This window comes from Alkalibacterium subtropicum (assembly GCF_900112455.1).
GTDB classification, from domain to species: Bacteria; Bacillota; Bacilli; order Lactobacillales; family Carnobacteriaceae_A; genus Alkalibacterium; species Alkalibacterium subtropicum.
Genome location: NZ_FOLT01000014.1, coordinates 1 through 25,875 on the forward strand (window position 1 = coordinate 1; position 25,875 = coordinate 25,875).

The 25,875-nt window shown below is 44.9% G+C and carries 27 protein-coding genes; 16 read left to right on the forward strand and 11 right to left on the reverse strand.

The genetic code is table 11. The annotated features are described in order from the left end of the window. Window positions 1-167 precede the first annotated feature (167 nt). On the reverse strand, window positions 168-641 hold the full coding sequence (locus BM049_RS09945) for a GNAT family N-acetyltransferase (protein ID WP_091531191.1): 474 nt from the start codon (window positions 639-641) through the stop codon (window positions 168-170). Between the two features lie 143 nt (window positions 642-784). On the opposite strand from BM049_RS09945, the gene BM049_RS09950 reads away from it, so the two are divergent. From BM049_RS09950 to guaA, 4 genes are all read left to right on the forward strand, one after another. Further along, entirely contained in the window at window positions 785-1,765 is a 981-nt protein-coding gene (locus BM049_RS09950; RefSeq protein ID WP_091531194.1) for an ABC transporter ATP-binding protein, read from the forward strand. Beyond that, window positions 1,762-3,282, forward strand: coding sequence for an ABC transporter permease/substrate-binding protein (locus BM049_RS09955; protein WP_091531197.1), 1,521 nt, complete (start codon window positions 1,762-1,764; stop codon window positions 3,280-3,282). Before BM049_RS09950 ends, BM049_RS09955 begins: the two co-directional genes overlap by 4 nt. Before the next feature lie 729 nt (window positions 3,283-4,011). Further along, window positions 4,012-5,493 (forward strand): IMP dehydrogenase, encoded by a 1,482-nt coding sequence (guaB, locus tag BM049_RS09960; protein WP_091531199.1) that lies wholly within the window; start codon window positions 4,012-4,014, stop codon window positions 5,491-5,493. Between the two features lie 28 nt (window positions 5,494-5,521). Further along, entirely contained in the window at window positions 5,522-7,078 is a 1,557-nt protein-coding gene (gene guaA, locus BM049_RS09965; protein WP_091531202.1) for a glutamine-hydrolyzing GMP synthase, read from the forward strand. A 96-nt stretch (window positions 7,079-7,174) separates the two neighbouring features. Here the strand turns inward: guaA and csaA are convergent, their stop codons facing one another. Further along, window positions 7,175-7,504 carry a chaperone CsaA gene (gene csaA, locus BM049_RS09970; RefSeq protein WP_091531204.1) on the reverse strand — a complete coding sequence of 110 codons (330 nt, stop codon included), beginning with the start codon at window positions 7,502-7,504 and terminating at the stop codon, window positions 7,175-7,177. A gap of 288 nt (window positions 7,505-7,792) precedes the next feature. Here csaA and BM049_RS09975 point away from each other — a divergent pair, with 288 nt between their 5' ends. From BM049_RS09975 to BM049_RS09985, 3 genes are all read left to right on the forward strand, one after another. Beyond that, on the forward strand, window positions 7,793-8,047 hold the full coding sequence (locus tag BM049_RS09975; RefSeq protein ID WP_091531206.1) for a hypothetical protein: 255 nt from the start codon (window positions 7,793-7,795) through the stop codon (window positions 8,045-8,047). Between the two features lie 150 nt (window positions 8,048-8,197). Beyond that, the gene (locus BM049_RS09980; RefSeq protein ID WP_091531209.1) at window positions 8,198-8,587 is read left to right on the forward strand and encodes a hypothetical protein; all 390 of its coding nucleotides are present in this window, start codon (window positions 8,198-8,200) and stop codon (window positions 8,585-8,587) included. A gap of 174 nt (window positions 8,588-8,761) precedes the next feature. Next, window positions 8,762-9,142, forward strand: coding sequence for a hypothetical protein (locus BM049_RS09985; RefSeq protein ID WP_091531212.1), 381 nt, complete (start codon window positions 8,762-8,764; stop codon window positions 9,140-9,142). Window positions 9,143-9,640: 498 nt separating this feature from the next. On the opposite strand, the gene BM049_RS09990 is transcribed toward BM049_RS09985, so the two are convergent. The 3 genes from BM049_RS09990 to BM049_RS10000 form a co-directional block, all read right to left on the reverse strand. Then, window positions 9,641-10,660 (reverse strand): DNA/RNA non-specific endonuclease, encoded by a 1,020-nt coding sequence (locus BM049_RS09990; RefSeq protein ID WP_091531214.1) that lies wholly within the window; start codon window positions 10,658-10,660, stop codon window positions 9,641-9,643. Window positions 10,661-10,858: 198 nt separating this feature from the next. Beyond that, window positions 10,859-11,590, reverse strand: a complete 732-nt coding sequence (locus tag BM049_RS09995) for a glycerophosphodiester phosphodiesterase (protein WP_091531217.1) — start codon at window positions 11,588-11,590, stop codon at window positions 10,859-10,861. A gap of 220 nt (window positions 11,591-11,810) precedes the next feature. Then, window positions 11,811-12,704 carry a glycine betaine ABC transporter substrate-binding protein gene (locus BM049_RS10000; protein WP_091531219.1) on the reverse strand — a complete coding sequence of 298 codons (894 nt, stop codon included), beginning with the start codon at window positions 12,702-12,704 and terminating at the stop codon, window positions 11,811-11,813. A gap of 450 nt (window positions 12,705-13,154) precedes the next feature. Here BM049_RS10000 and BM049_RS10010 point away from each other — a divergent pair, with 450 nt between their 5' ends. Continuing rightward, window positions 13,155-13,712, forward strand: coding sequence for a hypothetical protein (locus BM049_RS10010; RefSeq protein ID WP_091531225.1), 558 nt, complete (start codon window positions 13,155-13,157; stop codon window positions 13,710-13,712). A 101-nt stretch (window positions 13,713-13,813) separates the two neighbouring features. Here BM049_RS10010 and BM049_RS10015 read toward each other — a convergent pair whose 3' ends face one another. Next, the gene (locus BM049_RS10015; protein WP_091531227.1) at window positions 13,814-14,689 is read right to left on the reverse strand and encodes an AraC family transcriptional regulator; all 876 of its coding nucleotides are present in this window, start codon (window positions 14,687-14,689) and stop codon (window positions 13,814-13,816) included. Window positions 14,690-14,796: 107 nt separating this feature from the next. Next, window positions 14,797-15,225 (reverse strand): GNAT family N-acetyltransferase, encoded by a 429-nt coding sequence (locus tag BM049_RS10020; RefSeq protein ID WP_091531229.1) that lies wholly within the window; start codon window positions 15,223-15,225, stop codon window positions 14,797-14,799. A 210-nt stretch (window positions 15,226-15,435) separates the two neighbouring features. Here BM049_RS10020 and truA point away from each other — a divergent pair, with 210 nt between their 5' ends. The 7 genes from truA to BM049_RS10060 all read left to right on the forward strand — a co-directional run bounded on the left by truA (window position 15,436) and on the right by BM049_RS10060 (window position 20,120). Next, a complete protein-coding gene (gene truA, locus BM049_RS10025; RefSeq protein WP_091531231.1) occupies window positions 15,436-16,176 on the forward strand; it encodes a tRNA pseudouridine(38-40) synthase TruA in 741 nt (246 codons plus the stop codon). Window positions 16,177-16,304: 128 nt separating this feature from the next. Then, window positions 16,305-16,547 (forward strand): AbrB/MazE/SpoVT family DNA-binding domain-containing protein, encoded by a 243-nt coding sequence (locus tag BM049_RS10030; RefSeq protein ID WP_091531236.1) that lies wholly within the window; start codon window positions 16,305-16,307, stop codon window positions 16,545-16,547. After that, on the forward strand, window positions 16,544-16,951 hold the full coding sequence (locus BM049_RS10035; RefSeq protein ID WP_091531237.1) for a type II toxin-antitoxin system death-on-curing family toxin: 408 nt from the start codon (window positions 16,544-16,546) through the stop codon (window positions 16,949-16,951). The genes BM049_RS10030 and BM049_RS10035 overlap by 4 nt, the downstream gene beginning before the upstream one ends. A gap of 224 nt (window positions 16,952-17,175) precedes the next feature. After that, entirely contained in the window at window positions 17,176-17,376 is a 201-nt protein-coding gene (locus BM049_RS10040) for a helix-turn-helix transcriptional regulator (protein ID WP_091531240.1), read from the forward strand. Between the two features lie 947 nt (window positions 17,377-18,323). Further along, window positions 18,324-18,764 (forward strand): hypothetical protein, encoded by a 441-nt coding sequence (locus BM049_RS10050; protein ID WP_091531244.1) that lies wholly within the window; start codon window positions 18,324-18,326, stop codon window positions 18,762-18,764. Window positions 18,765-18,828: 64 nt separating this feature from the next. Beyond that, window positions 18,829-19,245, forward strand: coding sequence for a hypothetical protein (locus tag BM049_RS10055; protein ID WP_091531246.1), 417 nt, complete (start codon window positions 18,829-18,831; stop codon window positions 19,243-19,245). A 32-nt stretch (window positions 19,246-19,277) separates the two neighbouring features. Beyond that, entirely contained in the window at window positions 19,278-20,120 is an 843-nt protein-coding gene (locus BM049_RS10060) for an SDR family NAD(P)-dependent oxidoreductase (RefSeq protein WP_091531248.1), read from the forward strand. Window positions 20,121-20,317: 197 nt separating this feature from the next. On the opposite strand, the gene glyA is transcribed toward BM049_RS10060, so the two are convergent. Together glyA and BM049_RS10070 are read right to left on the reverse strand one after the other, a co-directional pair. Beyond that, entirely contained in the window at window positions 20,318-21,553 is a 1,236-nt protein-coding gene (gene glyA / locus BM049_RS10065) for a serine hydroxymethyltransferase (RefSeq protein ID WP_281242234.1), read from the reverse strand. Between the two features lie 105 nt (window positions 21,554-21,658). Next, window positions 21,659-22,057 carry a hypothetical protein gene (locus BM049_RS10070; RefSeq protein ID WP_091531254.1) on the reverse strand — a complete coding sequence of 133 codons (399 nt, stop codon included), beginning with the start codon at window positions 22,055-22,057 and terminating at the stop codon, window positions 21,659-21,661. Between the two features lie 485 nt (window positions 22,058-22,542). On the opposite strand from BM049_RS10070, the gene abc-f reads away from it, so the two are divergent. Beyond that, on the forward strand, window positions 22,543-24,117 hold the full coding sequence (gene abc-f / locus BM049_RS10075; RefSeq protein WP_091531257.1) for a ribosomal protection-like ABC-F family protein: 1,575 nt from the start codon (window positions 22,543-22,545) through the stop codon (window positions 24,115-24,117). Between the two features lie 61 nt (window positions 24,118-24,178). Here abc-f and BM049_RS10080 read toward each other — a convergent pair whose 3' ends face one another. Then, window positions 24,179-25,357: a M20 family metallopeptidase gene (locus BM049_RS10080; protein ID WP_091531259.1), complete on the reverse strand. Its 1,179-nt coding sequence runs from the start codon at window positions 25,355-25,357 to the stop codon at window positions 24,179-24,181. 96 nt (window positions 25,358-25,453) lie between these two features. After that, window positions 25,454-25,852: a RidA family protein gene (locus tag BM049_RS10085; RefSeq protein ID WP_091531262.1), complete on the reverse strand. Its 399-nt coding sequence runs from the start codon at window positions 25,850-25,852 to the stop codon at window positions 25,454-25,456. Between the last annotated feature and the right edge of the window lie 23 nt (window positions 25,853-25,875).

Sequence of the window (25,875 nt, forward strand, 5' to 3'; positions counted from 1 at the left end):
CGGCGCTCATTCAGCGTACTCACGTAAATTTCAGTTTGAGCGCTACCAATGCGGCGCTCATTCAGCGTACTCACGGGAAATCACCTTTGAGCGATCCCATTGCGCTGCATTTTAATCGTGACAGTGAAAAACAAGCGCTGAGTTAGTCGATGCTGGACATGTGTTTACTAAAACTCCTTTAAATACCAGGTGTCGCAGGCATTGTGTTCGGAGCCAGCGATCGGTTCGGTCAGCTTCACAAAGCCATATTTTTCATACAACTTGTTTGCTTCCTTCAATGAAGCAAACGTATCGATATAAACCGCCTCGTAATTGTCTTCAGCGAAGGCCAGGGCCTTTTCCATCAAAAGGTGTGCGTAACCCCGCCCTTGTGCTTCGTCACGGATATAAAGTTTCTGCAGTTCCCCAACGGTTTCACTTTCTCCGAACGGACCGATGCCGCAGCCCCCGACGACCCTGCCTTCTTCCTCCAGCACCCAGTATGCGCGTTGTGGCACCTGATAATAATCGTAAAGCGAAAACAGATACGGGTCAAAGTAAGCTGTTCCCGGTAAATTCAACCCTCTGCTTTTCAGTGAGGCCTGCACGATCTCCCCAACTGCCTGATTATCTTTCTCTGCGATTTCCCGTAATTTGACCATTAGCTTCTCCCCTTTGCTTACAGGAAAGTATACCGTTTATTAGATATTTCTTCAATATCGTTGAGTATATGATTACAGAATAATTAATATAGTTTGTTATACTAAGATAATAAGAAGAATAAGATGAAGGAGGACGGTGGAATATGATACGTTTTGATAATGTAACCAAGCGTTATAACGGCAAAGCTGTGGTTTCTGATTTTGATCTGGAAATCAATGAAGGCGAATTTTTTGTCCTCATCGGCCCTAGTGGCAGCGGCAAAACGACGACATTAAAGATGATAAACAAGCTCATTCTTTTGTCGGAAGGCTATTTATATATCGACGGCAAGAAGATCAGTGAGTACGACATCCAGGAACTCAGGTGGAATATCGGCTATGTCCTGCAGCAGATCGCTCTTTTCCCTAATATGACGGTGGAAGAAAACATAACGATCGTTCCTGAAATGCTGAAATGGTCGAAAGAGGACATGCGGAACCGGGTGACCGAATTACTTGAGAGTGTGAACTTAGATCCGGATACATACCGCAGCCGTCAGGTATCGGAATTGTCCGGTGGTGAACAGCAGCGTGTAGGTGTCGTGCGTGCACTGGCAGCTAATCCGGATATCATATTGATGGATGAACCGTTCGGCGCCTTAGACCCGATCACGCGTAACAGCCTGCAGCAGGATGTGTTGAACCTGCAGCGAAAATTCAAGAAGACCGTTGTCTTTGTGACGCACGATATGCAGGAAGCCATTCAGCTGGGCGACCGCATCTGTGTGATGAATAAAGGCAAGATCGAACAGGTCGGCACCGCTGACGACATACTTAAAAATCCAGCCAATGACTTTGTCAAAGACTTCCTTCGTACCGGTTTACCTTATTACGAAGGCGAAATAAGCGTTCAGACCTTTGTGGACAGAGGCTTCTGTACTAATAAAGAGAACCCATATGACGAGACCGTTTCTCTGGATACGTCACTGGATGACTTGACCCTTTGCCTGGCACGTTTCGGTGCGGTAAAAGTCGAAACAGGCAAGGAGAACGAACCGGTCTATATCAGACGCGAACATCTGATTCACCACTATGCGGATGATATTCTTTCTGAAGAAGCGGCAAAAAAGGAGGTTAACGGATGAGTGGACTTTTAGACACGCTGCAGGCGCGCCAGCAGGACGTCTGGACAGCTCTGATCGAACATATGCAGTTATCCTTCATTTCCTTGTTTATTGCGGTCCTCATTGCCGTACCTTTAGGGATATTCCTGATGAACCATAAAAAAATCGCCGAGCCGATCATTCAAGTCACAGCTATTTTTCAGACGATTCCGTCCCTTGCGATATTGGGTCTATTGATCCCGCTCGTAGGTATCGGCTCCATTCCGGCGATCATGGCTCTGATCATCTATGCCCTCCTGCCGATCCTGAGAAATACTTATACCGGATTGACGGGGATCGACCCTTCACTTAATGAAGCGGCTGATGCCATGGGGATGGACCGTTCACGGAAGTTGATAAAAGTGCAGCTGCCTTTAGCGATGCCGGTCATCATGGCAGGTATCCGAACCGCCACTGTATTGATCATCGGTACAGCGACCGTTGCCGCTTTGATCGGCGCCGGTGGTCTGGGTAGCCTGATCCTTCTGGGTATCGACCGCGGGAACAACTATCTGATCATTTTAGGAGCCGTTCCGGCGGCCTTATTAGCTATCCTGTTTGACCGTCTGCTCAGTTACCTGCAGCACACGTCCTTCAGAAAAACGGCCATCATTTTAAGCTCCGCCATCGTCATTATCGGCACCCTGCTGATCATCCCGCTGTTCAGTTCAGATGAAGATGATCTGGTCATCGCCGGTAAGATCGGGGCTGAACCGGAAATTCTGATGAATGCCTATAAACTCCTGATCGAACAGGATACAGATCTCTCGGCTGAAGTGGAACCGAATTTCGGAAAAACGACGTTCATCTTCAATGCCCTGCGTTCCGGCGAAATCGATATTTATACAGAATTCACAGGCACCGTGTTGTCTAATTTCTTTGAAGAAGTCCCTGAACCGGGCACCCCTAAAGAAGAAGTATATGAAGAAGCCAGGAGACGTCTGCAGGAAGAGTATGACATGACCCTGCTTGATCCGATGGCTTTCAACAATACCTATGCCTTGGCGGTAACATCAGAATTCGCTGAAGAATACGATCTGGAAACCATTTCCGATCTGGAATCGGTACAGAACGAGGTCAGTGCCGGTTTCACTCTTGAATTCAATGACCGTGAAGATGGCTACCCTGGGATCCAGGACATGTATGGTCTTGAATTCGGTGAAGTCATCACCATGGAACCTCAGCTCCGTTATGAAGCGATCGAACAGGGCGACGTCAACCTGATCGATGCCTACAGCACAGACAGTCAGCTGGAAGTCTACGACCTGGTCGTTCTGGAAGACGACATGGAACTCTTCCCGCCGTATCAAGGAGCGCCTTTGATGATGACGGAACTGATCGAAGAACATCCTGAGATCGAAGAGGCCTTGTCTGTTTTAGACGGCTTGATCACCAGTGACCAGATGCGGGCTATGAACTACGAAGTCGACGTGGAAGACCGTCCGGCTGAAGAAGTCGCCCGTGAGTTCCTGATCGAAGCAGGCTTGCTTGAAGAGTAAACGAATCTCTGATACATGTCAGCTAAATAAATCGAATGACCAGAAAGCAGTTCAGCCTTTTAAAGAAGAGGCTGGACTGCTTTTTCTTATGGACTCATTAGGTTAAAGCCGGATTCGTTGAGTTTGGTTCCTCTAAAAAGGGGTCAACATCATTTATTCACAAAAAAGTTGAGTTCAGCTTCTCTCTCATCGCTCGAACTGAACAAAACCATCGAAACATGAAGTTCAGGACACGCAAAAGGAGCTGTACTTCACCTTAAGTGTTTGGGAGTCTGGGATAGGTGGCTGACCGGTGAATGAACTCACTTCAGTCTAACCGGAACCAGATCAAATAGTGCGATTTTAGCATAAATGCCACTTATACAGGCTTGGCCTCCTTCACGATAATGTTCGGATATTACTGATTATAAAGAGATGTAAAAGGCGAACATTCGCCTTTTAGTTTTAAAAACTTAACATTAAATAGACTACAAATATAAAATATCATTATATTTCGATTAGAACGAACTTATATATTTTTCCTTTTTAAAAATATTCATTTTGAGCGAACTTTGTCTTATCAGACTTGGAAACGTTATTTATTAGAACCATCACAATCGCATTTTATGATAAGTCTCTCATAATAAAAAATCCTCAAAATTACCCTTTGACCGCCTCTGGTCGCTTTGATACACTAGTCCTTAAAATCAAAAGCCGGTCACACATACAATTCAAGGAGGCTATTCATTTATGTCACAATGGGAAACGAAATTTGCTAAAAAAGGATTGACCTTTGACGATGTTTTATTACTGCCGCAGGAAAGCCATGTCCTGCCCAATGACGTGGACCTGAGCACGAAACTCACCGAGAAAGTGAAACTCTCTGTACCGATTTTAAGCGCCAGCATGGATACCGTCACAGATTCACGCATGGCGATCGCCATGGCACGTCAGGGCGGCCTTGGGATCATTCACAAGAATATGTCGATCGAGGATCAGGCGATGGAAGTGCGTAAAGTCAAACGTTCGGAAAACGGCGTCATCATCGACCCGTTCTATCTGACCCCTGACCACCTGATCTCTGACGCAGAAGAACTGATGTCCCGTTACCGCATCAGCGGCGTGCCTTTAGTCAATACGATGGAAGACCGCGTCCTGGTCGGGATCCTGACCAACCGCGACATGCGTTTTTTAACCGACTATACCAAGAAGATCAGTACCGAAATGACAGATGAAGAACTCGTTACTGCGCCAGTGGGAACGTCTTTAGAAGAAGCCGAAAAAATCCTGCAGAAACATAAAATCGAAAAACTGCCGCTTGTAGACAATGACGGCCGACTCAGCGGACTGATTACGATCAAAGATATTGAAAAAGTCGTCCAGTTCCCCAACGCCGCCAAGGACGAGCACGGCCGTTTGCTTGTCGGTGCCGCGATCGGCGTGACGAGTGACTCCTTCGAACGTGCCCAAGCCCTTGTAGACGCCGAAGTGGATGCCATCGTCATCGATACCGCTCACGGCCACAGTGCCGGCGTGATCCGTAAAATCAAAGAACTCAGAGAAGCCTTCCCGGACGTAGCCCTGATTGCCGGAAACGTCGCGACAGGCGAAGGCACACGCGCCCTCTTTGAAACTGGCGTGGATGTCGTCAAAGTCGGCATCGGACCAGGTTCCATCTGTACCACCCGCGTCGTTGCCGGTGTCGGTGTACCGCAGATCACGGCCATTTATGATGCCGCAACGGTCGCCAGGGAATTCAACAAACCCATCATCGCAGACGGCGGGATCAAATATTCCGGCGATATCGTCAAAGCCCTGGCTGCCGGCGGACACGCTGTGATGCTGGGAAGTCTGCTTGCCGGGACGGACGAATCGCCTGGTGAATTCGAACTCTTCCAGGGACGCCGCTTCAAGACCTACCGCGGCATGGGCAGCCTGGGCGCTATGAAGAAAGGGTCGAGTGACCGCTACTTCCAGAATTCAGTGAACGAGGCCAACAAACTGGTCCCTGAAGGCATCGAAGGCCGCATCGAATACAAAGGCAGCCTGGAAGAAGTGATCTTCCAGATGCTCGGCGGACTCCGTTCAGGCATGGGTTATGTCGGCGCCAAAGACATCCAGGCCCTGCGCGAAGAGACCCAGTTCGTTCAGATGAGCGGTGCCGGACTGAAAGAATCGCATCCGCATGACGTTCAAATCACAAAAGAAGCACCCAACTATACCATGCGTTAAACATAACAAGATGAAAGGTGGGAAACGATTGACTTCAGTCATTGATACAACAACATTAGAAAAACTCGTCGTTCTGGACTTCGGGAGCCAGTACAATCAGCTGATCACGCGCCGCATCAGAGAATTCGGTGTGTACTCTGAACTCCTCCCCCACACAACGACGGCAGAAGAACTGAAAAACATGAACGTGAAAGGCATCATCTTTTCCGGCGGCCCGATGAGCGTCTATGATGAAAATGCCTTCTCCATCGACCCGGAGATATTTGAACTGGGCATCCCGATCTTGGGGATCTGTTATGGCATGCAGCTGATGACTTATATGCTTGGCGGCGAAGTGAAACCGAGCATGAACCGAGAGTACGGCAAAGCTGAGATCAAAGTACAGGACCGCACTGCTGACTTATTCACATCACTTGAAGCCAATGAGAACGTCTGGATGAGTCATGGCGATTACGTCACAGATCTTCCAGATGGCTTTACAGTGACGGCATCCAATGACCACTGCCCGATCAGCGCCATTCAAAATAAAGACAAGAACTTTCACGCGGTCCAGTTCCATCCGGAAGTCCGCCATACTGAACACGGCAACGAACTGCTGCGCAATTTTGCCTTTGGTATCTGCGACTGTTCCGGCAACTGGAGCATGCAGAACTTCATCGATATGGAAGTTGAAAAAATCCGAGAACTTGTCGGCGACAAAAAAGTACTGCTCGGCCTGTCCGGCGGCGTCGATTCCAGTGTTGTCGGCGTTCTTTTGAACAAAGCCATCGGTGACCAGCTGACCTGTATCTTTGTCGATCACGGTCTCCTGCGCAAAGACGAAGGCGATCAGGTCATGGACAGCCTGCAGGGCAAATTCGGCTTGAATGTTATCCGTGTTGATGCCAAAGAGCGTTTCCTAAGTAAGCTGGAAGGCATCTCCGATCCCGAGCAGAAACGCAAGATCATCGGGAATGAATTCATTTATGTCTTCAACGACGAAGCAGCCAAGCTCGACGGCATTGATTACCTGGCCCAAGGCACGCTTTACACAGACGTCATTGAAAGCGGGACAGCGACGGCTGAGACCATCAAGTCACATCATAACGTCGGCGGACTGCCTGACGACATGACCTTCCAGCTGATCGAACCCCTGAATACTTTATTCAAAGACGAGGTCCGTGAATTGGGACTGGAACTCGACATGCCCGAATCCCTCGTCTGGCGCCAGCCTTTCCCAGGACCAGGTCTTGGTATCCGCGTCATCGGTGAAATCACCGAAGATAAACTGGAGATCGTCAGAGAAAGCGACGCAATTTTACGTGAAGAAATCAAAAAAGCCGGCCTAGACCGCGACATCTGGCAATACTTCACGGTCCTGCCTGGCTTCAAGAGTGTTGGGGTCATGGGCGACGCGAGGACCTATGACTACACCATCGGCATCCGTGCCATCACCTCCATCGACGGCATGACTGCAGACTTCGCCCGCATCCCGTGGGACATCCTGCAGAAGATATCCGTCCGCATCGTCAACGAGGTGAACCACGTCAACCGTATCGTGTATGACATAACGAGCAAGCCACCATCCACTGTGGAGTGGGAATAAAAGACAAACACGCTCTCTTAGCTGAGAGCGTGTTTGTCTTTTGTGTAAGTTCTTGTGCATGTAGTGTGTCTCTGTTACAAGAAAAAGTTGGCAGTCCTAAGAAATTCGCGAACCATTTTCTACTCGCTCGTCTGGCTTTAAGAGCACCACATCACCTTCTTGGGGCACACCGCCGATGACCAGCACTTCGGATTTAAATCCTGCTATACGTCTGGGCGGGAAGTTGACAACGGCTACCACCTGTATTCCAATAAGCTGCTCTGGTTCATATCTTTGGGTGATTTGCGCGGATGACTGCTTGATCCCCATTTCACCAAAATCAATGTCTAATTTTATTGCCGGCTGCCGCGCTTCAGGAAACGGCTCTGCCTTCACAACTGTGCTAACACGCATATCCAGCTTCATGAAATCCTCTATCATTGCCATAAACAATTCCTCCTCTATGTATTCCAAGATGTCAGTCGTACTTAACGCTTATTTATCACCCATCATACACTAAACCCAAGACATCTAACAGGAAGATACCGGAATCACTCATGTGGCATCTCCTTCTCGTAGCGCAGGATCTCTTGTCAAAAGATTCACTCCCTTTGAAACAGTCGATTTAATAAACTGGCATTAATTGCCACAATGAATGACGTGCGTATTCAAAAACCGTTTATGATATATACTAATCATGTGTTATTCTGAATGTAAAGCTAAGGAGACAGACACATGACCATTCGATTGACACGGGACACTGGCGTTGCAGGTGCGCTATTCAAGTTAAAAGTAAAGGCTAATGATACAGAAATTGGAAAAATTGCTCATGAAGAAGAAAAAACGTTCACACTTCGTGATAAAGACTCGGTGATCCAAATCAAACAGTTGGAAGGCAAAAGCAACAAACTGACTGTGAATGACGGTGACCATATTAAAGTGACTAATGGACCGGGACTTCTTTTTATGTTTATCTTAGCTGTCATCTAAGCGCCCTTATTCTCGAGCTTCCTTACTGGTACGCCTAAATTAGTCAGTTTATTCTTTGTGCTCTTGTGGTTCCTTCTCATTCCCCTATTAATGAATAGATATCAACTTGAAAAAGTAGACGATCAGAAAATAGAATAAGGAGGCTTACTTATGACGATCACATTGACACGCAGTCCCTATGTCGCTGGTTCATTACCGAAATTTAAAGTATGGCTAAACAATGAACCGGTAACAAAAATAGCGATAGGTGAAGAAAAGACGATCACTCTCCCGGAAGATTATTCTATTGTTCAGATAAAGCAGCTCAGCGGAAAAAGCAACGCACTTACGGTCAACGACGGCGATCACGTGGAAATATCCAACGGACCTGGACTGTGGTGGATGGTTTTGCTCGCAGTATTATTTGTACCTATAGCCATTCTCCTTGATGGGCCAGCCATGCTTATCAGTCTAGTTGTTTCCATTACATGTTTCTTTATCTTACTTATAAAGACTGACTCATTCAAATTAACGAAGATCAATAACAAGTCCACACAATGACCACGCCAAGGCAAACGCACCCTCAACCAAGAACACGTGCTTCCCTTTTGGTTTTAATTAATTCACTAGAATATGTGTAACGGTATCATTTTCCAGCCTGATACCGTCCTAGTGGTCCTTAGTGAAACCCTTGAAGATGATGAAGATTTTTTTAATAAACTAGGAGGAAATGATATGGCTTTTATACTTATAAGGGATACAGAGGTTGCAGCTTCTTTTTTAAAATTCAAAATCGAAATCAATAATGAGGATATTGGAAAACTTGCACAGGGGGAAGAGAAAGCATTCACTCTTCCTGAAGAAGAATCAGTCCTGCAGATCAAGCAATTTGGCAGCAAAAGCAACAAACTGGTTGTAAATGATGGTGACTATATCGAAATAAGTAATGCTTCCTGGTTTTTTTGGGAATTCATCGGTTTGTTTATTATGGGTAGTATAGTAAGTAGCTTTGAGGGACCGGCCGAATGGATCGGCTATGCTCTCGTCATAGTAGGTTATTTCGTTTTCAATTACTTTGTTGAATCAATTAAAATTACCAAAAGGAATAAAGAGTGATTTCATGATTCATGTAAAAGTAAAGCAATCTTTGGCGAATAATATGTTCCACTCAAGAGTAAAAATGTAGATGCACGGGTACTGGAACTGACTGAAAGAACAACTGGACGAGCTGATGTTGCTCGAGCTGGCAAGCCCATGCAAACGCATACTAACTCGAGGGGGAAAATGCTGAGTGAGATGGTGTGCATCGTTTGACGCTTACTTACTCATTGGAATAATTGACAGCCAGTTAGTAAGCTTTCATCTTCCCGTACCATCTCGATAGAAAAATCATCTTTGAGATAGTAAGCCTAGAACATAGTCTACTAGCTCAAATGAATAAATACTAACCAGTTTGTAAGCCTGACGAATTGCTTACCCACTCAAATCAGCTTTCACCTTTGAGATGGTAGAGGAACCGCCAGCAACGTCATATTTCTTCTGACTACCTTAAAATGTAATTAAAAAAGCAAGAAGCTGGGATTAGTCCCAGCCTCTTGCTTCTTCAATATTACTTTATTCAACCAGCGCATGGTCGCCTGTTTCATAGTCCAGCTCGATGCCGTCCTGCTGATTCGGGACGAAGACATTGAAGGAGAGGGTCTCGCCGTTATCATCCACGGAGAAGCCTTCCATGACGATGCCGTGGGCAAGCAGGTTGTCATCTTCAAACAGCGGGGTGACACGGTAGCGGACCTGCATTTCGGTGTCTTCAACGACACTGGCAACGAAGTTTTCAAACGGCAGCATGCCTTCGACGTTGAACTGGCGGGTCCCGGTCATCAGGTTGTTTTTGCCGTCATACCCAGTCATCTGATGGCCGATAAGGTGGCTGCGGTTATAGAGCCAGTTGCCGGAGACGACCTCATAATTCCCCTGGTTCCATCCCGTCGGGTCGACATGGCTGATGGATCCGCGTTCTTCTGCCGGCATCAGCTCAACATCCAAAAGAGCATCCGCCACACCGACCCGTCCGAGTTCATCTCTTGCTTCATATGAATGAAACGGTTCGCTGACCTCCAGTTCTTCGTTCGTGAACAGCGGTACGTTGTCATTCACTTCGATATAAACCTCGTCCAGCGGCAGGTCTTCCGGACTCGGAAGGTCTAAAGCTTCAATATCGTAGACTAAGTCAGACGCTGCTTCTTCTGTCCCCAGTTCAGGCTCGTCTTCTGCTGTTTCCGCTTCGGACGCCGCCACATCATCTTGACTTGCGGACACTTCATAGACGGCATCCTCTTCTGCGACTCTATCCTCTGATTCGTCGATGGCAACTTCTTCTGTTGTTTCTTCTACAACATCAGCATCGTTAGAAATACCATCTGTCTCATCATCCACTGTTTCTTCAGAAGAAACGCTATTCCCGCTCTCTTCTTCTGTCAGGACTGTGGCGTTCTCTTCCGAATCCGTCACTCCACTTGGGACTGCCTCTTTCGTTTCGATCTCTTCACGTTCCACAGCTTCATCCACCGGTTCACACCCGGCCAGAAGCATGGCGGCACTTATCATCCCTGTCATTAATCGTCTATGTAACATAACTTACACCATCCCCATACTCTATTATGTAATAATATTCTTTTTTTAAATAAATAATCAACTTATCTATCATAACAGGTTTTTCATTACATTTGAAAGGACTTTCTTATCAGTCGACATAAAAAAAGCATCACGCCCAGTTTCGGGAATGATGCATGGGTCTTTATCACACGATTGCTCATAGCTTGAAGCGGGGAATCACTGATCATTATACTGAATCGTACGCAGCCGATCCGGATAGTCCGTAATAATGCCATACAGACCCAAAGCATTCGCTTTCTCCAGATCTTTCATTTCATTGATTGTCCAAGTGTTGATACCCAGACCGTGAGCGTGAGCTGACTCTATAATTTCTTCAGTCAGATTGACTGCCTTTAAATGTACATAATTAAATCCCAGTTCCTTGGCCATTTGAATGGTCGATTCATCATACTTTGAAAGGAGCAGTCCGGTTTTGGCACGAGGCGCCAGTATTTTCATACGGATCAGGCTGTTTTCAAGAAAGGAGGAAATAATGACCTGTTCTTCCATTTTATATATTTGGATGGCTTCCGCTACTCGGAGCTCTAACCGGTAGTTCTTCTTGATGCTTTTCAGCTCGATATTCGTCACGAGCGGCTTGTCTTTTGCACATTCAAGGTACTCTGAGAGCGTCGGTATCACTGCCTGTTTGATCGCTTTCTGCAGGGGACGGGTGATGATCGGATGAGACTGCAGTTCTTCCAGTGTATACTCGCTGACCGCACCCTTCCCTTCCGTCATCCTGTCTATTTTAGCGTCATGGAAGATGACGACTTCCCCGTCCTTCGTCAGTCGGACATCCAGTTCTATCCCGTCAGCGCCTGCTTCATACGCTTTTTCGAAGGCGGTCATGGTGTTTTCTGTGTACTGACCACTAAACCCTCTGTGTGCGATATTCAAACTTCTCATGTCGTTACCACCCTTCCGCTTTACTGAACTATATCAAATATCCGGCTGATTTGCATTTCATTACATTCGATCCTGCCGATTTTATCTTTGGTAAATAAGAGTTTTTATACATTTTTTATTATTAAAATGCATTAATGACCACTAAGAATCCCGACAATTTACCCTGATATACTTAGCATCAGGATAAATTGTCGGGATATATCTTACAATCACTTTTCAGTTAATCTTTGGCCGGCAGATCTTCTACCGAGTTCACATCCATATAGGTTGGGACGACCAGTCCATTCATTGCTCCGGACATATTCGGTCCTAAGTCAACGATCTGATCTTTATATTCATCATAGTAAGCGCCGAAAGTCATTGGCAGCCATGGAGCTAAACTGGCATCACCTTCGTCGTGGGCGATCGCCTGAAACATAACGACAGGATCCACATTAGTGATGTCGACGGTGTAGCCCATTTCTTCCAATACGTACTGCATCACATGAGAAGACGCACGTTCGGAGTCCCACGGTGTGGACACTAATTCAAATTCTTTACCGTCTACTGTTTCAACGCCTTCTGTCCATTCATCAACGAGGTCTCTGTTATCATTGACCCAGTCTGATGCAGCTTCTTCAAAAGGAATATCCTGCGCTGCAAACATCACTTCCTGCATATCTTCAACTTCCCAGCTGAAATTCTCCATGACAGTATAGGCGCCAGGCATGTCTTCTTCCAGTCCTTCACGCACGATCGTGTGGATAAATTCTTCTTCTCCAAGCGAATGCTTCGGATCATCTAAAATTTTCAGATCAAACTCTTCAAAAATCCAGTGGGGTGTCCATCCAGTCACAACGATCGGCTCTTCATTTTCGATGGCCTCTTCAAGCGCCGTGACCATCCCTGCTGTGGAACTCGTTTGCAGTTCCCAGTCTTCTAAATTATCGTAGTCGTTCAGCATGTCCTCTGCCATTTCAGTCGTACCGGAGCCGGCTTCGATCCCAACGATGGTATGCTCCATCGCCTCTCCGAAGTCATCAGGTTCTTCTTCAGCTTCTCCAGCCTCACAACCTAACAGTAAAAATGCTGCAGGTAGCACAGTTAACAGTCTACGATATTTTGATTTCTTCATTCTTTGCCTCCTATTTATTAGCGTGAGTGAAGTAAACTACCAAGTAATTTTTATTTTTTCTTTTTGAAAAAACTTAACTTAAAACACGCACAGGCATGATAATAACATAGATGAAATCCTCAATCAAATGATCCGACCGACCTTAGTTATAAAGAGCAAAAAAGTCAACATCCGCGTTATTTTCTCAAGGTTTCGCCACATTTTCTGCCGGCTCAGAGGTCAGTGAGAGAAATAAATACCGCTGACGCTCGATACTGCCCCCTTGTTGGTATTCGCCGTTCATGATCCTCCGAAACCGACAGGATAACACAGTAAGAATGCCGCCTTCTTTCTCTTTCTCACCTCTAGACAGTATGTTCAATGCTACTTTATATTGATATCTTCCCCACCATATGTTAAGTTTATCTTTATAAGAAACCATTATAAATATACATAAGGAGATCACTCTACATGAAAAATACACGTTCTATAGTCTCTTCACTTCTATTCTTCTCACTGGCGGTCATTATGTTTCTAGCTCTTTCTTCAGCTGTCTTGCCCGCTTACGCCACTCATGGTCGTTCGATGATCATCGGTACACTGGCTTACATAATTATGAGCGGCATGGTGATTTTTTCATCGGTGAACAGCAGAGGATTAAGCATAGCGGGAGCCCTTGCCAGTTTTACGTTTATCGGCGCGCATACGTTCATTGAAGCCAATCTATTCTCAACGATCGGACTCGCTTCCTTAACCAATCCATTTGGATATGCTGCGATCGCGGCTTTCTTATTAGCCGGAGCGACTTACATCATGAATAAAGTCGGTGGTTCAGCCCAGTTGAGTCTTTACGTCAACGGATTGATGACAGCCGGTATCACCTTGGTCTACTATCACGTGGCTTCTCTGGCACCCGTTAGAACATCCGTGCTGTTCTTCGTTCCATTTACATTCTTGTTGATCTGGACGGTTGTCCAATACGGTATCCACGTTTCTGAAGCAGTGAAAACCAGTAAACAGTTTGCCTGATAGCAGACAGATAAAACGCCCTTTTCCATTGATTTGGAAGAGGGCGTTTTACTGTATACTGTACCGTTAGCAGACTTGTCTAGCTGTCCCGACGCTAAAAGTCAGCTTTCACTTTTTTTCTCAACTGGGATCCATATCTCACAAAATAGGGCCTCGTCTTTTTCGGCTGGATAGAATTCGAAATCTGAAGCCTCCAGCATCCGATAATTTGATCCCGGAAGAAATTCTTTGAAGATCCTCTCCCATGTTTCACCAATACAATCAGGACTGTCACCTATGCAGGGGAATACTGCCCAAAGCGTGGATTCGACATGCCAGACACGATAGCCATCAGGCGTTTCCCTGCCATCATGCAGCATACCGATGCCGTAGGCGAAATAATCACTTTCCTTTGTCATAGGTGCGCATACCCCATAAAGATCCTCCGTCACAGCATGTTCCTGCAGTGTTTCAAACACATCTGACCGACCGCTTTCTTTCCAGAAATCCGGTATTTTGTTTTCCACTTCGCTTGAATCATCGATCGATTCATTGGGGAATTGTTCCACCTTGGCAATCAGCTTAAACGGCTCCTTTTCGACGATTCTGTAATTCATGATCGTTCCTCCTTCCGTCGATAATTTCATAACGAGGCGGTTATAACTATTCAAATCAATTCCGGCTTTTTTGGCTTTACCGGGAGACACACCATGGAAGCGAGTGAAGGCTTTAGAAAAACTTTCCGGTGACTCGTATTGATATTTGTAGGCGACGTCTATGACTTTCGATCGAGACAGGGTGAGTTCTTCGCCGGCCATCGACAATCTCCGGTAGCGTATATATTCATTCGGCGTGACACCCGTTATCAGACTGAACGTTCTTTGAAAGTGAAAATTTGAAAGGTACAGATGTTTAGCAACGTCACTGTAACTGATATCTTCCAATAAGTGGTCTTCCATATAGTCAATAGCCTTTTGAATCGTTTTAAAATAGTCCATATCGCTCACCTCATTTACATTATATAAGGAGCACCTATCTGTTTCATGCCCTCGATTGCTCGATTCTGTCAGTTTTTAGTTTACTTAAAAAGCAGACACTTACTGATTTATAGCTGTTTATTCAAGGTGACACAGGGCGCGCCATCTTCGTAGTAAATGTCTGAGACCCGTACGTATCCCAGTTTTTCATAGAACTCAGCTGCCGTCAGTTCACCATGGATGACCGACTTTGTGCAGCCATTTTTCTGCCCTATTTTTTCCAGTTCTTTCAATAATTGTTCGCCCAGACCCTGCTTGCGGTAATCTTTCAAAACTGCAATTCTTCCAGGTCGAATAGTCTCTGAGTCGATCTCTTTATACCGGCCCGTGGCGACCGGCTTGCCGTCATCATAAAGGACGACATAAACGGTGCCGTCCGTGTCTTTTGAATCGAATTCTTCCTGCAGCGAGATCTCACGTTCTAACACAAACACCTGCATCCGTACATAAAAAGCCGCTGCCCGGTTCCAGTTTTCGCTTCCAGCATGTACTTTCATTTCCAGCCCCTCATTTCTCATATGCATTCATTTTAAAAGATTTAGGTCCAGTATATCATAGAGGCATGCGCCACTGGTTCATTAAAGGTATAATGGTGAAGAGTAGTAGAACCGTTAGGCTTTTTAGCAACTCTATGAGAAATTTAGAAGACCGGACTAAACAGATTCACCTTAGACCTAAACTACATCAAAAAGATAAAGAGGGATACCATGCGAAACATTAAAATGACGATCGAATATGACGGCGGCCGCTATCAGGGCTGGCAGCGTCTTGGTGATACAGACAAGACGATTCAGGGAAAAATCGAAAACGTGCTGTCACAGCTGACCGGCACAGAAGTTGAGATCGTCGGTTCAGGCCGCACAGACGCCGGGACCCACGCTAGAGGACAAGTCGCCAACTTCAAGACCGAGTCCGATATGGATCTTTCGGCCATGCAGGAAGTCCTGATAAAAAACCTTCCACAAGATATCATCGTCAAAAAACTGGAAGAAGTGCCTGAACGGTTCCATTCGCGCTATCATGCCAGTGGGAAACAGTACAGCTATTATGTGTGGAACCAGACCATCCCTTCTGCCTTTGAGCGCAACTACAGCTTCCATTACCCTGAACAGCTGGATATGAAAAAGATGGAACAGGCTGCAAAAAAACTAACTGGCCGACACGACTTTTTTGGTTTCTCAGCACTTAAAAAGTCAAAAAAGTCGACCGTTCGTACATTGGATAAAATCACGATCGAAAAAGAAGGCAATCTGGTGCACTTCACGTTTGCCGGTGAAGGCTTTCTGTACAAAATGGTCCGGATCCTGACAGGTACATTATTGGAAATCGGTACCGGCACTCTGGAGTTGGACGCGATCGACGACGTGTTTGAGAGCGGTGTAAGAAGTGACGCCGGCATGGCTGTGCCTTCGCAGGGTCTATTTTTAGATGAAGTGTATTACGACTGATGCTTGAGTAACTGCTTAGGTATTCTAATGAAGATTATTATAATAAAAAGATGTTTCGATTGTGTCGAAGTCTTATTATGCTATAATGTATTTACAAGATTAGATGTATATACAGAGGAGGTATTGTAATGACTACTAAACAAGTACGAAAAATTCGTAAAAGCGGAAACAGTTATGTACTGACTATTCCACCCGCTGTAATGGAAGCACTTGATTTAAAAGAAGGAGATACAGTCTCTATTACGAGTGATCAAAATCGTGCTGAACTCGTTAAACAGGATCCGGACGTTGTAAACGAAGACTTTATTAATATGGTAGATTCTATTTATGAAGAACATAAAGAAACGTTTAAATCACTGGTGGATAAATGAATACACTCTCAGAGAAACAAGTCATATTTTTTAATGTTTATTTGATCAAAAAGGGTTCTCCGCAAGAATTTATTGGTGTCAAAGAACCCACTGCTCTGAACATGTGCCTTCAGTCCATACATCAGACTGCTTTCGGAGAAGAAGTCTATCCGACTTTAGAAGAAAAAGCAGCTATCCTTTTCATAAATCTGGTTAAAAAGCATTGTTTCCATAACGCGAATAAACGGACAGCCTTCATGACGCTCGTTTACTTTTTGCGTATTAATGGGATGAAACTTGCTCTACCGACTGATGAAGCTGTCAAAACATGTGTGATAGTGGCCACTTGGGACAAGCCCTTTGACGAATTAAAAGAACAAATCGTGGATGTTATTAAGAATAATACGATTACGATTAACAACTAACCGAATGATGTTTTTCATAGACATAATAAAACAGATCGTGAAGACCAGGACGGTTCACATGATCTGTTTTTTTATATTTCTCTTCAAACTATCCACCTATTAAAAGGTCTCACAGTCCTTCAAGATAAATAAATTAATATAAGTGAATAATCCTTTACACTACCTACAATGTAAGATATACTTTACACAATGAACAATATAGATTACTTCCAAAGGAGAAAACAATGGCTAAAAACTTGCGGTTAAAGACAGCCAGGGCAAGTCTGGATATGTCCCAACAAGATCTGGCAGACGCAGTAGATGTCACCCGGCAAACGATCAGTGCCATTGAACGGGGCGATTACAATCCAACTATCAATTTATGCATACGCATATGCAAAGCATTAAACGTGACACTCAACGACTTATTCTGGGAGGAAAATTAAGATGGACAACTTTGATGAATATCAGAAACTGCTGCGCTATAAATACGGTGCCCATTCATTTGTATTTTAATCATATTAATCATGATAAATTATTTTCTCTCTAGTTTTCTTGAAATTCAGTGGGCAGAATCGAAAGAACTCGAGTTTGTGTTATTAATATTTATTGCTCTGGGATACTTCATGATGAAGAGCATTTATAAAGGCGCTTATTTCTACAATAAAAGTAATCCTACTGTATTTGCTGTTATTTTTCTCTTATTAGGCTTGGCCAATATTTATCTTTCTTCTTCCTCCCTTCGAACACCTATGATAGTTGATGGATTGGTCACCTTCAATAGTATTATGCTAGTAAGTGGTCTGCTTTGGATTTCTATACCCGTTGCTCACTTCACGAGAGTGTTAGTAGATAAACGAAGAGGAGAATGATGACGAAGAATAAACTGACTGAAAAACTCAAATAATATAGTATAGAACTCAATGACTTATTCTGGGAGGGTACTTACAATGCAATCTTATGATGAATATCAAAAACACATACGATATAAGTATGGCTATTATTCATTTGAAATCATAACATTTTTAACACTATTTAATTATTTTCTTAGTGCTCTTTACGACTTTCAATGGGCGGAAACTAAAGAATTGGAGATAATAGTCATTATATTTATTGCAAATATCTACTCACTCATTATGTTTAGTTATCGAGGTGCCTACCTTGCTAAATGGCAAAGTCCCAAACGCTATTCTATTATTTACTTTGTATTTGGGATAGCTATTATGACCTTATCTTTTTTTCTATCCTCACCCTTAGTTTCAAATGGTAGAATCACATCCAGCATTCTACTTTTCTTGATTGGCTTAGTTTTAATAAGGATATCTTGTACGTATTTGGTTACAAGATTTGTAGTGGACAAACTGAATTCTAATGACATAGGAGGAAGATAGAGATGAGTAATTTTGATGAATATCAGAAATATATGCGTTACAAGTATGGGTATCAAGCTTTTAGTATCGTACTTGTGCTTACACTGTTAAATTTTTTCATGAGTTTATTTTACGATTTTCAGTGGGGTGAAACAGGAGAACTGGAGACTATGGTGATTGTATTGATTGCAGCTATGTACTCCCTTATTATGTATATCTATAAAGGAGCCTATTTTACTAAAAAGCAGAATCCTCAACTTAATGCCGTCATCTTCTTTATACTAGGTCTACTCAATATTTCTAATTCTTTGTCTCCCTATTCACCGATTATAGTTGATGGGAAAATCACCTCGAATATCATCATGCCACTAAACGGAGCAATGTTTGTTTTTATATCTGCAGCCTACCTTTTAAAATTGTTTGTTGAAAAAAGACAAGATAAAGAAGACTTTGACGAAGAATAAACTAACTTGAATCAGAAGGCATTTAACCATATACTTAACGACTTATTCTGGGAGGACACTGACAATGAAATACTATGACGAATATCAGAAATTGATGTGTTATAAACATGGCCACCATGCTTTTTATATCGTTATAGCCTTATCTCTCGCCAACTTTATTTTAAATATTCAATGGGCGGAAACTAAAACGCTGGAGTTTGGTTTGTTTTTATTAATTGCGGTCTGTTACTCGATTTTAATGAATGTCTATACCGGTGCTTTTTTCAACAAATGGCAGTTTCCTTCACTTACTTCTCTTTTTTACTTTATACTGGGTATGACATATATCTTTAACTCTTTCTCCTCCGGTACTCCTATGACATCAGATGGACAAATCACGGAGAACTTCCTTAAGCTAACTGGAGGATTACTGTTTTTGAGCATACCCGTAGTGTATTTCACAAGAAAAACAATTGAATATAAAGAAAATGATAGTGATTAAATCTTATCACATATAGAAGGAGGAAGAATGAAATGACTGAAACTATAATGGCAATCACCGGGCCGACTTCAGGCATCGGGCGCGGGACTGTAAAAAATCTGATCCACGACTTTGACCGTATCCTCCTGCTTGCCCGAAATCTGGAAAAAGCGGCATATTTGAAGCAGGAATTACTGGAACTGAATCCTGAGGTGCAGATAGAAATCATTGAATGCGATTTAAGTGTGCTGGATTCCGTGAGACAGGCGGCAGAAAACATCAAGTATAAATACGATCATCTCGACTGTCTGATCAACAACGCCGGCATCGTTTCGACGTCTAAAGAAGAAAGCGTCGACGGGTACGATCTCATGATGGCAACGAATTATATCGGTCATTTCCTGCTCACTCATGAACTGCTGCCGCTGGTCATGAACAGTGAGCGAAAGCAAGTGGTCGTCGTTTCTTCTGGAGCCTACAAGTTCGCACCTATGAAAAAGCCTTTCTTCAAACCAAAGCGGTTCAATGCCTTCGCTGGATATGGCCGGTCAAAACTTGGGACCCTTTACCTGGCACAGGAACTGCATGAAAAATATTCCCGTAAGGGGCTCAAAACGACAGCTGTCCATCCCGGGATGGTATCAACGAATATCGGAAAGAGTAATGTCAGCCCTACTGTTGCCGGACTGGTCTTTAAGCTGCTCGACCCTTTCTTTGTGACCGTCGAAGAAGGCTGCCAGTCCGTCGTCAAAGCAGTCAGACAGCCTGAGAAATATGCAGGCTTCTATTCGGATGAAGGTGAAATCGCCGCAGTGAAACAGTACGGCAGTGACTTCCAGATGCGCCGCGAATTTATCGATGCCACTTTGGAAGAATTGGATCTGGAGGCTTTATAATACGTTTCTGAGTAAACTATTCATCATGTTTTTAAGAGACACTCCACTGTCGTTTATGTGCAGCAGGGTGCCTTTGCCCCGGATAACCGCTTGAATTCTGGATAAGTGTTTTAGCTACATCGATTCATCTCAATCAAAAAGTATCGGCTCCTTTTTCACAAGACAAGGGAGCCGATACTTTTTACTTTTTATTCATTTTACGCGTATAAGGGAAAACGTTTCGTCAGGTCACGAACGGACTCTTTGATTTCAGCCAGTTTGTTTTCGTCATCTTTCGCCTTCAAAGTATAGATGATCAGTTCAGCCACGCTTCTGCACTCTTTTTCTTTGAATCCTCGTGTCGTGATCGCCGGTGTGCCGACTCGGATGCCGCTCGTCTTAAATGGACTCAAGGTCTCAAACGGAATCGAGTTCTTGTTCACCGTGATACCGACTTTATCCAGCAAGGTTTCGGCCTCTTTGCCGTTCAGCCCAAAATCCGTGACTTCCATAAGAAGCAAGTGGTTATCCGTACCGCCGCTGATCAGACGTCCGGCTGACTCTTCAAATACCTCGGCCATTGCCCTGGCGTTCTTGACGATCTGTTCGGCATAGTCTTTGAATTCAGGCTGGAGCGCTTCTCCGAACGCCACGGCCTTGGCGGCAATGACATGCTCGAGCGGACCGCCTTGCGTGCCCGGGAAGATGGCACTGTTCAGCTGTTTGGCGTATTCTTCCTTCCCTAAAATCAGACCGCCTCTTGGACCGCGCAGCGTTTTATGGGTAGTGCTCGTGACGACGTCTGCATAAGGGATCGGTGAGGGATGCACGCCTGCCGCGATCAGTCCGGCAATATGGGCCATGTCGACCACTAAGATCGCCCCCACTTCATCAGCGATCTCACGGAACTTTTTGAAATCGATCGTCCGTGGATAGGCGCTGTAACCTGCTATGATCATCTTGGGTTTGTGCTCTTTGGCAAGTTCTCTGACCTGGTCGAAGTCGATCGTCTCTGTTTTCTTGTCCACTTCATACGGGATGACATTGTACAGCTTGCCGCTGAAGTTTACCGGAGAACCGTGCGTCAAGTGCCCGCCGTGGCTCAAAGCCATCCCCATATATGTATCACCGGGCTTTAAAAAAGTCTGGAATACAGCCGCATTGGCCTGGGAACCGGAGTGAGGCTGGACATTCGCATAGTCGGCTCCGAACAGTTCTTTCACACGGTCGATCGCCAGGTTCTCCACAATATCCACGAATTCGCAGCCGCCGTAGTACCGTTTGCCTGGGTAGCCTTCTGCATATTTATTCGTCAAAACACTTCCCTGCGCAGCCATGACAGCCTGAGAAACAAAGTTCTCTGAAGCGATCAGTTCGATATTTTCTTCCTGACGCTGCTTCTCTAACTCTATAGCGTCAAATACTTCTTTATCATAAGATTTTTCAATCACGATCCGTCCACTCCTTATATTTCCTATTTAATAGAGTATAGCACAGCTTGCTGAAAAGTTATTTAAAAAAAGCAGCCTTGCTCCTTATATTTTTCAGGTGATTTGGTTCTATTTATCCATCTCCTCTCTGATGGCTTCCCGGAAGTACTGTGGGTAACTGGGCATATTCACAGGATACGTGCTTTCCTCTTCCGAAAAAATGATCGAATCATCTGAACGGATGGAAAAGTGAACCATTCCATCATTCTCCCGCGAGTCTGACCATGCCAGTGTCCCGCTGCTTTGGTCAATACTCACGTCTTCGATGACAAGTGTGACACTTTCATCGTTTTCATGCGCATCCAGCCATCTATCCTCAAGAGACGAGCGTTCTTCTTCCCGGGACTCCAGACGTTCATTGGACGTTTCCAGTCGTGCCTGAAACAGCGAGACAATAAAGATCCCTATGAGCACAAGCACAGTTAGTGAACCGAGGGTTATAGCCGTATAGGCGATAAATTTCTTCATATTGATCCAAATCCTTCACATATCTTTGAACAACTGATATTCAGCGATTTCTCATCAGTTTACAATTATAAGTTTATCACTCCTTATCGTTTATTCCTATTTTGAAACATTTACATTAGTTCAGCGCTTCTTACTAGGAGCACAAAACATTAACTTGCCTTGACAACCGCCTTCGACTGTGTTACTCTATTCTTAATCAATCAGGACAGGAGTGTTATCTGGGCCAATGCGTAACTAATCTCATTTTTATACGTCGAAAAGAAGCTGAATAAGATCATCGACCGGTCTTATTTGTCATGCCTTTTTCAGACTGAAATGAGATAGCTACACGATTCGGCACTGGATTCAAGACTTCTTTCTGTATACTCAAGTCTTTTATTTGATTTGTCTTAATCCTCTCATTCTGTCTGAAAACAGAATGAGAGGTTTTTTGTGTGCGTAATTAAACGAACCAGCGACAGATCAAACATAAAGGAATGATTGATATGCCATTAGTTACTTTAAATCAAATTAAAAAAAGTTACGGTGATCGTCTGCTATACGCGATCGATCATCTGCAGATCGAAGAACAGGACCGGATTGGATTAGTCGGAGCCAATGGAAGCGGGAAGACGACCCTCTTCCGTCTGATAGCTGGACAGGAAGAGCCGGATTCCGGTTCGATCAAAAGGCAGTACCCAGCCGAACTGCTTCCTCAATTAAAAGAAAATCATGCAACGAAAAGCGGCGGAGAAACCACGGCCGAATACGTTATTCAGGCACTCAATAAACAGCCGAAACTCCTTTTGGCTGATGAACCGACGACTCACCTGGACATTTCTCACATCAACTGGGTGGAAAAGTCTTTCCGACACTTTAACGGTGCCTTTATCGTTGTCTCTCATGACCGCACGTTCTTGGATAAGGTTTGTACGTCTATCTGGGAACTGGATGAGCAGAAAATCACTGTCTATCACGGAAATTACTCATCCTATAAAGAGCAGAAGGCTAAGGAAAGGCGTCATCAGGAGACCGAGTATGAAAAGTACATCAGCAAGCGGAATCAGCTGATGGAAGCCAGAAACAGCAAAACGCGACAGGCAGTGAATGCGACCAAAAGAAACGTACCGGTCGGGGACTCTGAATACAATCTGAAAGGCTCAGCTCCTTACTTTCAGAAAAAATCAAAGAAACTGCACCAGGTCCAGAAAGCCATAGACTCACGTCTAGAAAAGCTTGAAAAAGTAGAGAAGCCCACAGACTCGCAGGCAATCAGAATCGAGCTCCCGGAAATGGAAAAACTGAACAGGCGGTTTATTATCCGATTAGCTGACAGTACTGGAAAGGTTCCCGGGAAAACCCTCTGGAAACACGCGACACTGTCGGTAAAAGGCGGCGAGAAAATCGCATTGATCGGTCCCAACGGCAGCGGAAAAACGACGCTGATCAACAAACTCCTGACAGAAGATGAAGCGGTTCAGCTGTCCCCTTCACTCAGGGCCGGTTACTTTTCTCAAAATTTGAGTACGTTAAATGTAAACGAATCGATCTTAAAGAATGTAAAGAAAGAGGCCGTTCAGTCTGAAACAACGATCCGCATCATTCTAGCCCAGCTGTACTTCAAAGGACAGGACGTCTACAAGCCCGTTTCTGTGTTGAGTGGCGGAGAACGTGTCAAAGTCTCACTGGCGAAACTGCTTGCCGGCAACTATAACACCCTGATCCTTGATGAGCCGACCAATTTCCTGGATATTCAGGCTGTTGAAGCCTTGGAGACCTTGCTTAAAGAGTACCCCGGGAGTGTACTGGTCGTTTCCCACGACCGTTCATTCATCAATACGATCGCTTCAAAAATCTGGGAGATCGAAGATAAAAAGATCAGTGAATTTGAAGGGAATCTTCGTGAGTGGGAAGCTTCAAAAACCCGAGTCAACAGTGCGTCGGCTAAGGAAGAAGAACTTCTGCGGGTGGAAAACAAGATCGCAGAAGTGCTCGGCGCTTTGTCACTGGACTATTCAGAAGAAAAAGATGAAGAATTCAAACAGCTCTTAAAAAAGAAAGAAGAATTAAAGGATAGCTGAGAGAACCCAACGATTTAGAGCAAATTAAAAGGACGTGTCGCTGCACACGTCCTTTTCTGTATCATTTCAGAGTTTGGTCAAATTCTTCTTTCACTTTTTCAAGTTTTTTGGGATCCATGATAAGTTCTGTCGCCGTCAAGGTCAGTGCTTCAATGGTTTTCTCCATCGCCTGATAGGCTTCTTCGGTCAAGGTGCAATCTCTGAACTCCGTAGTATGGGCAGAAACAGCTTTCCCGTTAGTGATCTCAAAATACGGGTTGATGGCCGGTACGACCTGGCTGACGTTCCCCATATCCATCGACCCCATGGAATCTCGTTCCTCAGTAATCATGTCGATGCCCAGTTCCTGCATCTTTTCGTTATACAGTGAAGATAGTGTCTCGTTGGTGATCATGTTTTTATAACTGGCCTCGTAATGGCCCCACTCCATCTTACAGTCAGCTGCCAAAGCTCCTGCTTCAGCGCAGCGGATGACTTTTTCCTTCAGCTTGTTCAAGTAAGGCATATCCATGGCGCGCACGTAAAACTCGGCACGGGCATAGTCAGGGATCACGTTGGCAGCTTCTCCGCCCTCCTTGATCACACCATGTACGCGCGCCGTCGGATGGATCTGCTGCCTCAAGGAGCTGACGTTATTAAAGAAGTTGATGCAGGCATCCAGTGCGTTTTTTCCTTCAAACGGAGCTGCCGCCGCATGAGCGGTCTTGCCGTAGAAACGGAATTCGATCGCTTCCATCGCCATGGATGTCCCGCTGGCATAATAGCCGTCAGACGGGTGCGTGCAGAAGGCCACATCGACAGCATCAAAGGTATCAGCAGCGGCCATCGTTACTTTGTCCCCGTTCGTTTCTTCAGCCGGCGTCCCCAAGACAACGACCGTTCCCCCGATCTCATCCACCCGTTTCGATAAAACAATGCCGGCGCCGGTGTCTGTCGCCCCCAGGAGATTGTGGCCGCAGCCGTGCCCGATGCCAGGCAGCGCATCGTATTCTGACAAGTAAGCAATGCTTGGCCCTTCTTTTTCACCTTTGTATACAGCTTTAAAGGCAGTCTCGATGCCTAAATACGGATACTCCACTTGAAATCCGTGCTTTTCTAAAAGCTCCACATGCGCTTTTGAGGACTTCACTTCTTCGTGCCCGAGCTCCGGATGCTCATAAATGTACTCACTTAACGCCTGAAGTTCTGGTCTTAATTCTTTAATCAACGTCTTGATTTTCTTATCCCGGTCTTGAGTCATAGCTTTCTCCCCTTATGCATAATTTAATCATCCATATACTCTTATTGCTGGATACGAGCAACTTACATATACAAACTACCTTCAGAAGATTATATACTACTGATCTGACTTCCCGGCGATCACGTCGATCTCAACTAAGGCTCCGGCCGGCAGGGCCGCGACTTCATAGGCGATACGTGCAGGATACGGTTCTTTGAAGAATTCTGAATAGACGCCGTTCATTTCCTGGAAGTTGTCGATGTCACTCAAGAGGACCGTCGTTTTCAGTACATCTGACAAGTCCAATCCTTCTTCGGCCAGGATGTATTCGATGTTCTTGAGCGACTGTCTGGTCTGTCCTGCCGCTGTGGTTTCCGTGATCTTTCCGGCTTCTGCATCGATCGGCAGCTGGCCTGAGACATACACGGTGTTGCCGAATTTGACTGCCTGTGAATAGGGTCCAATAGCTGCTGGGGCTTTGTCTGATTTGAGGATCTGTTTATTGAAGTCTGTCATGATGATTTCTCCTTTAATTTCTG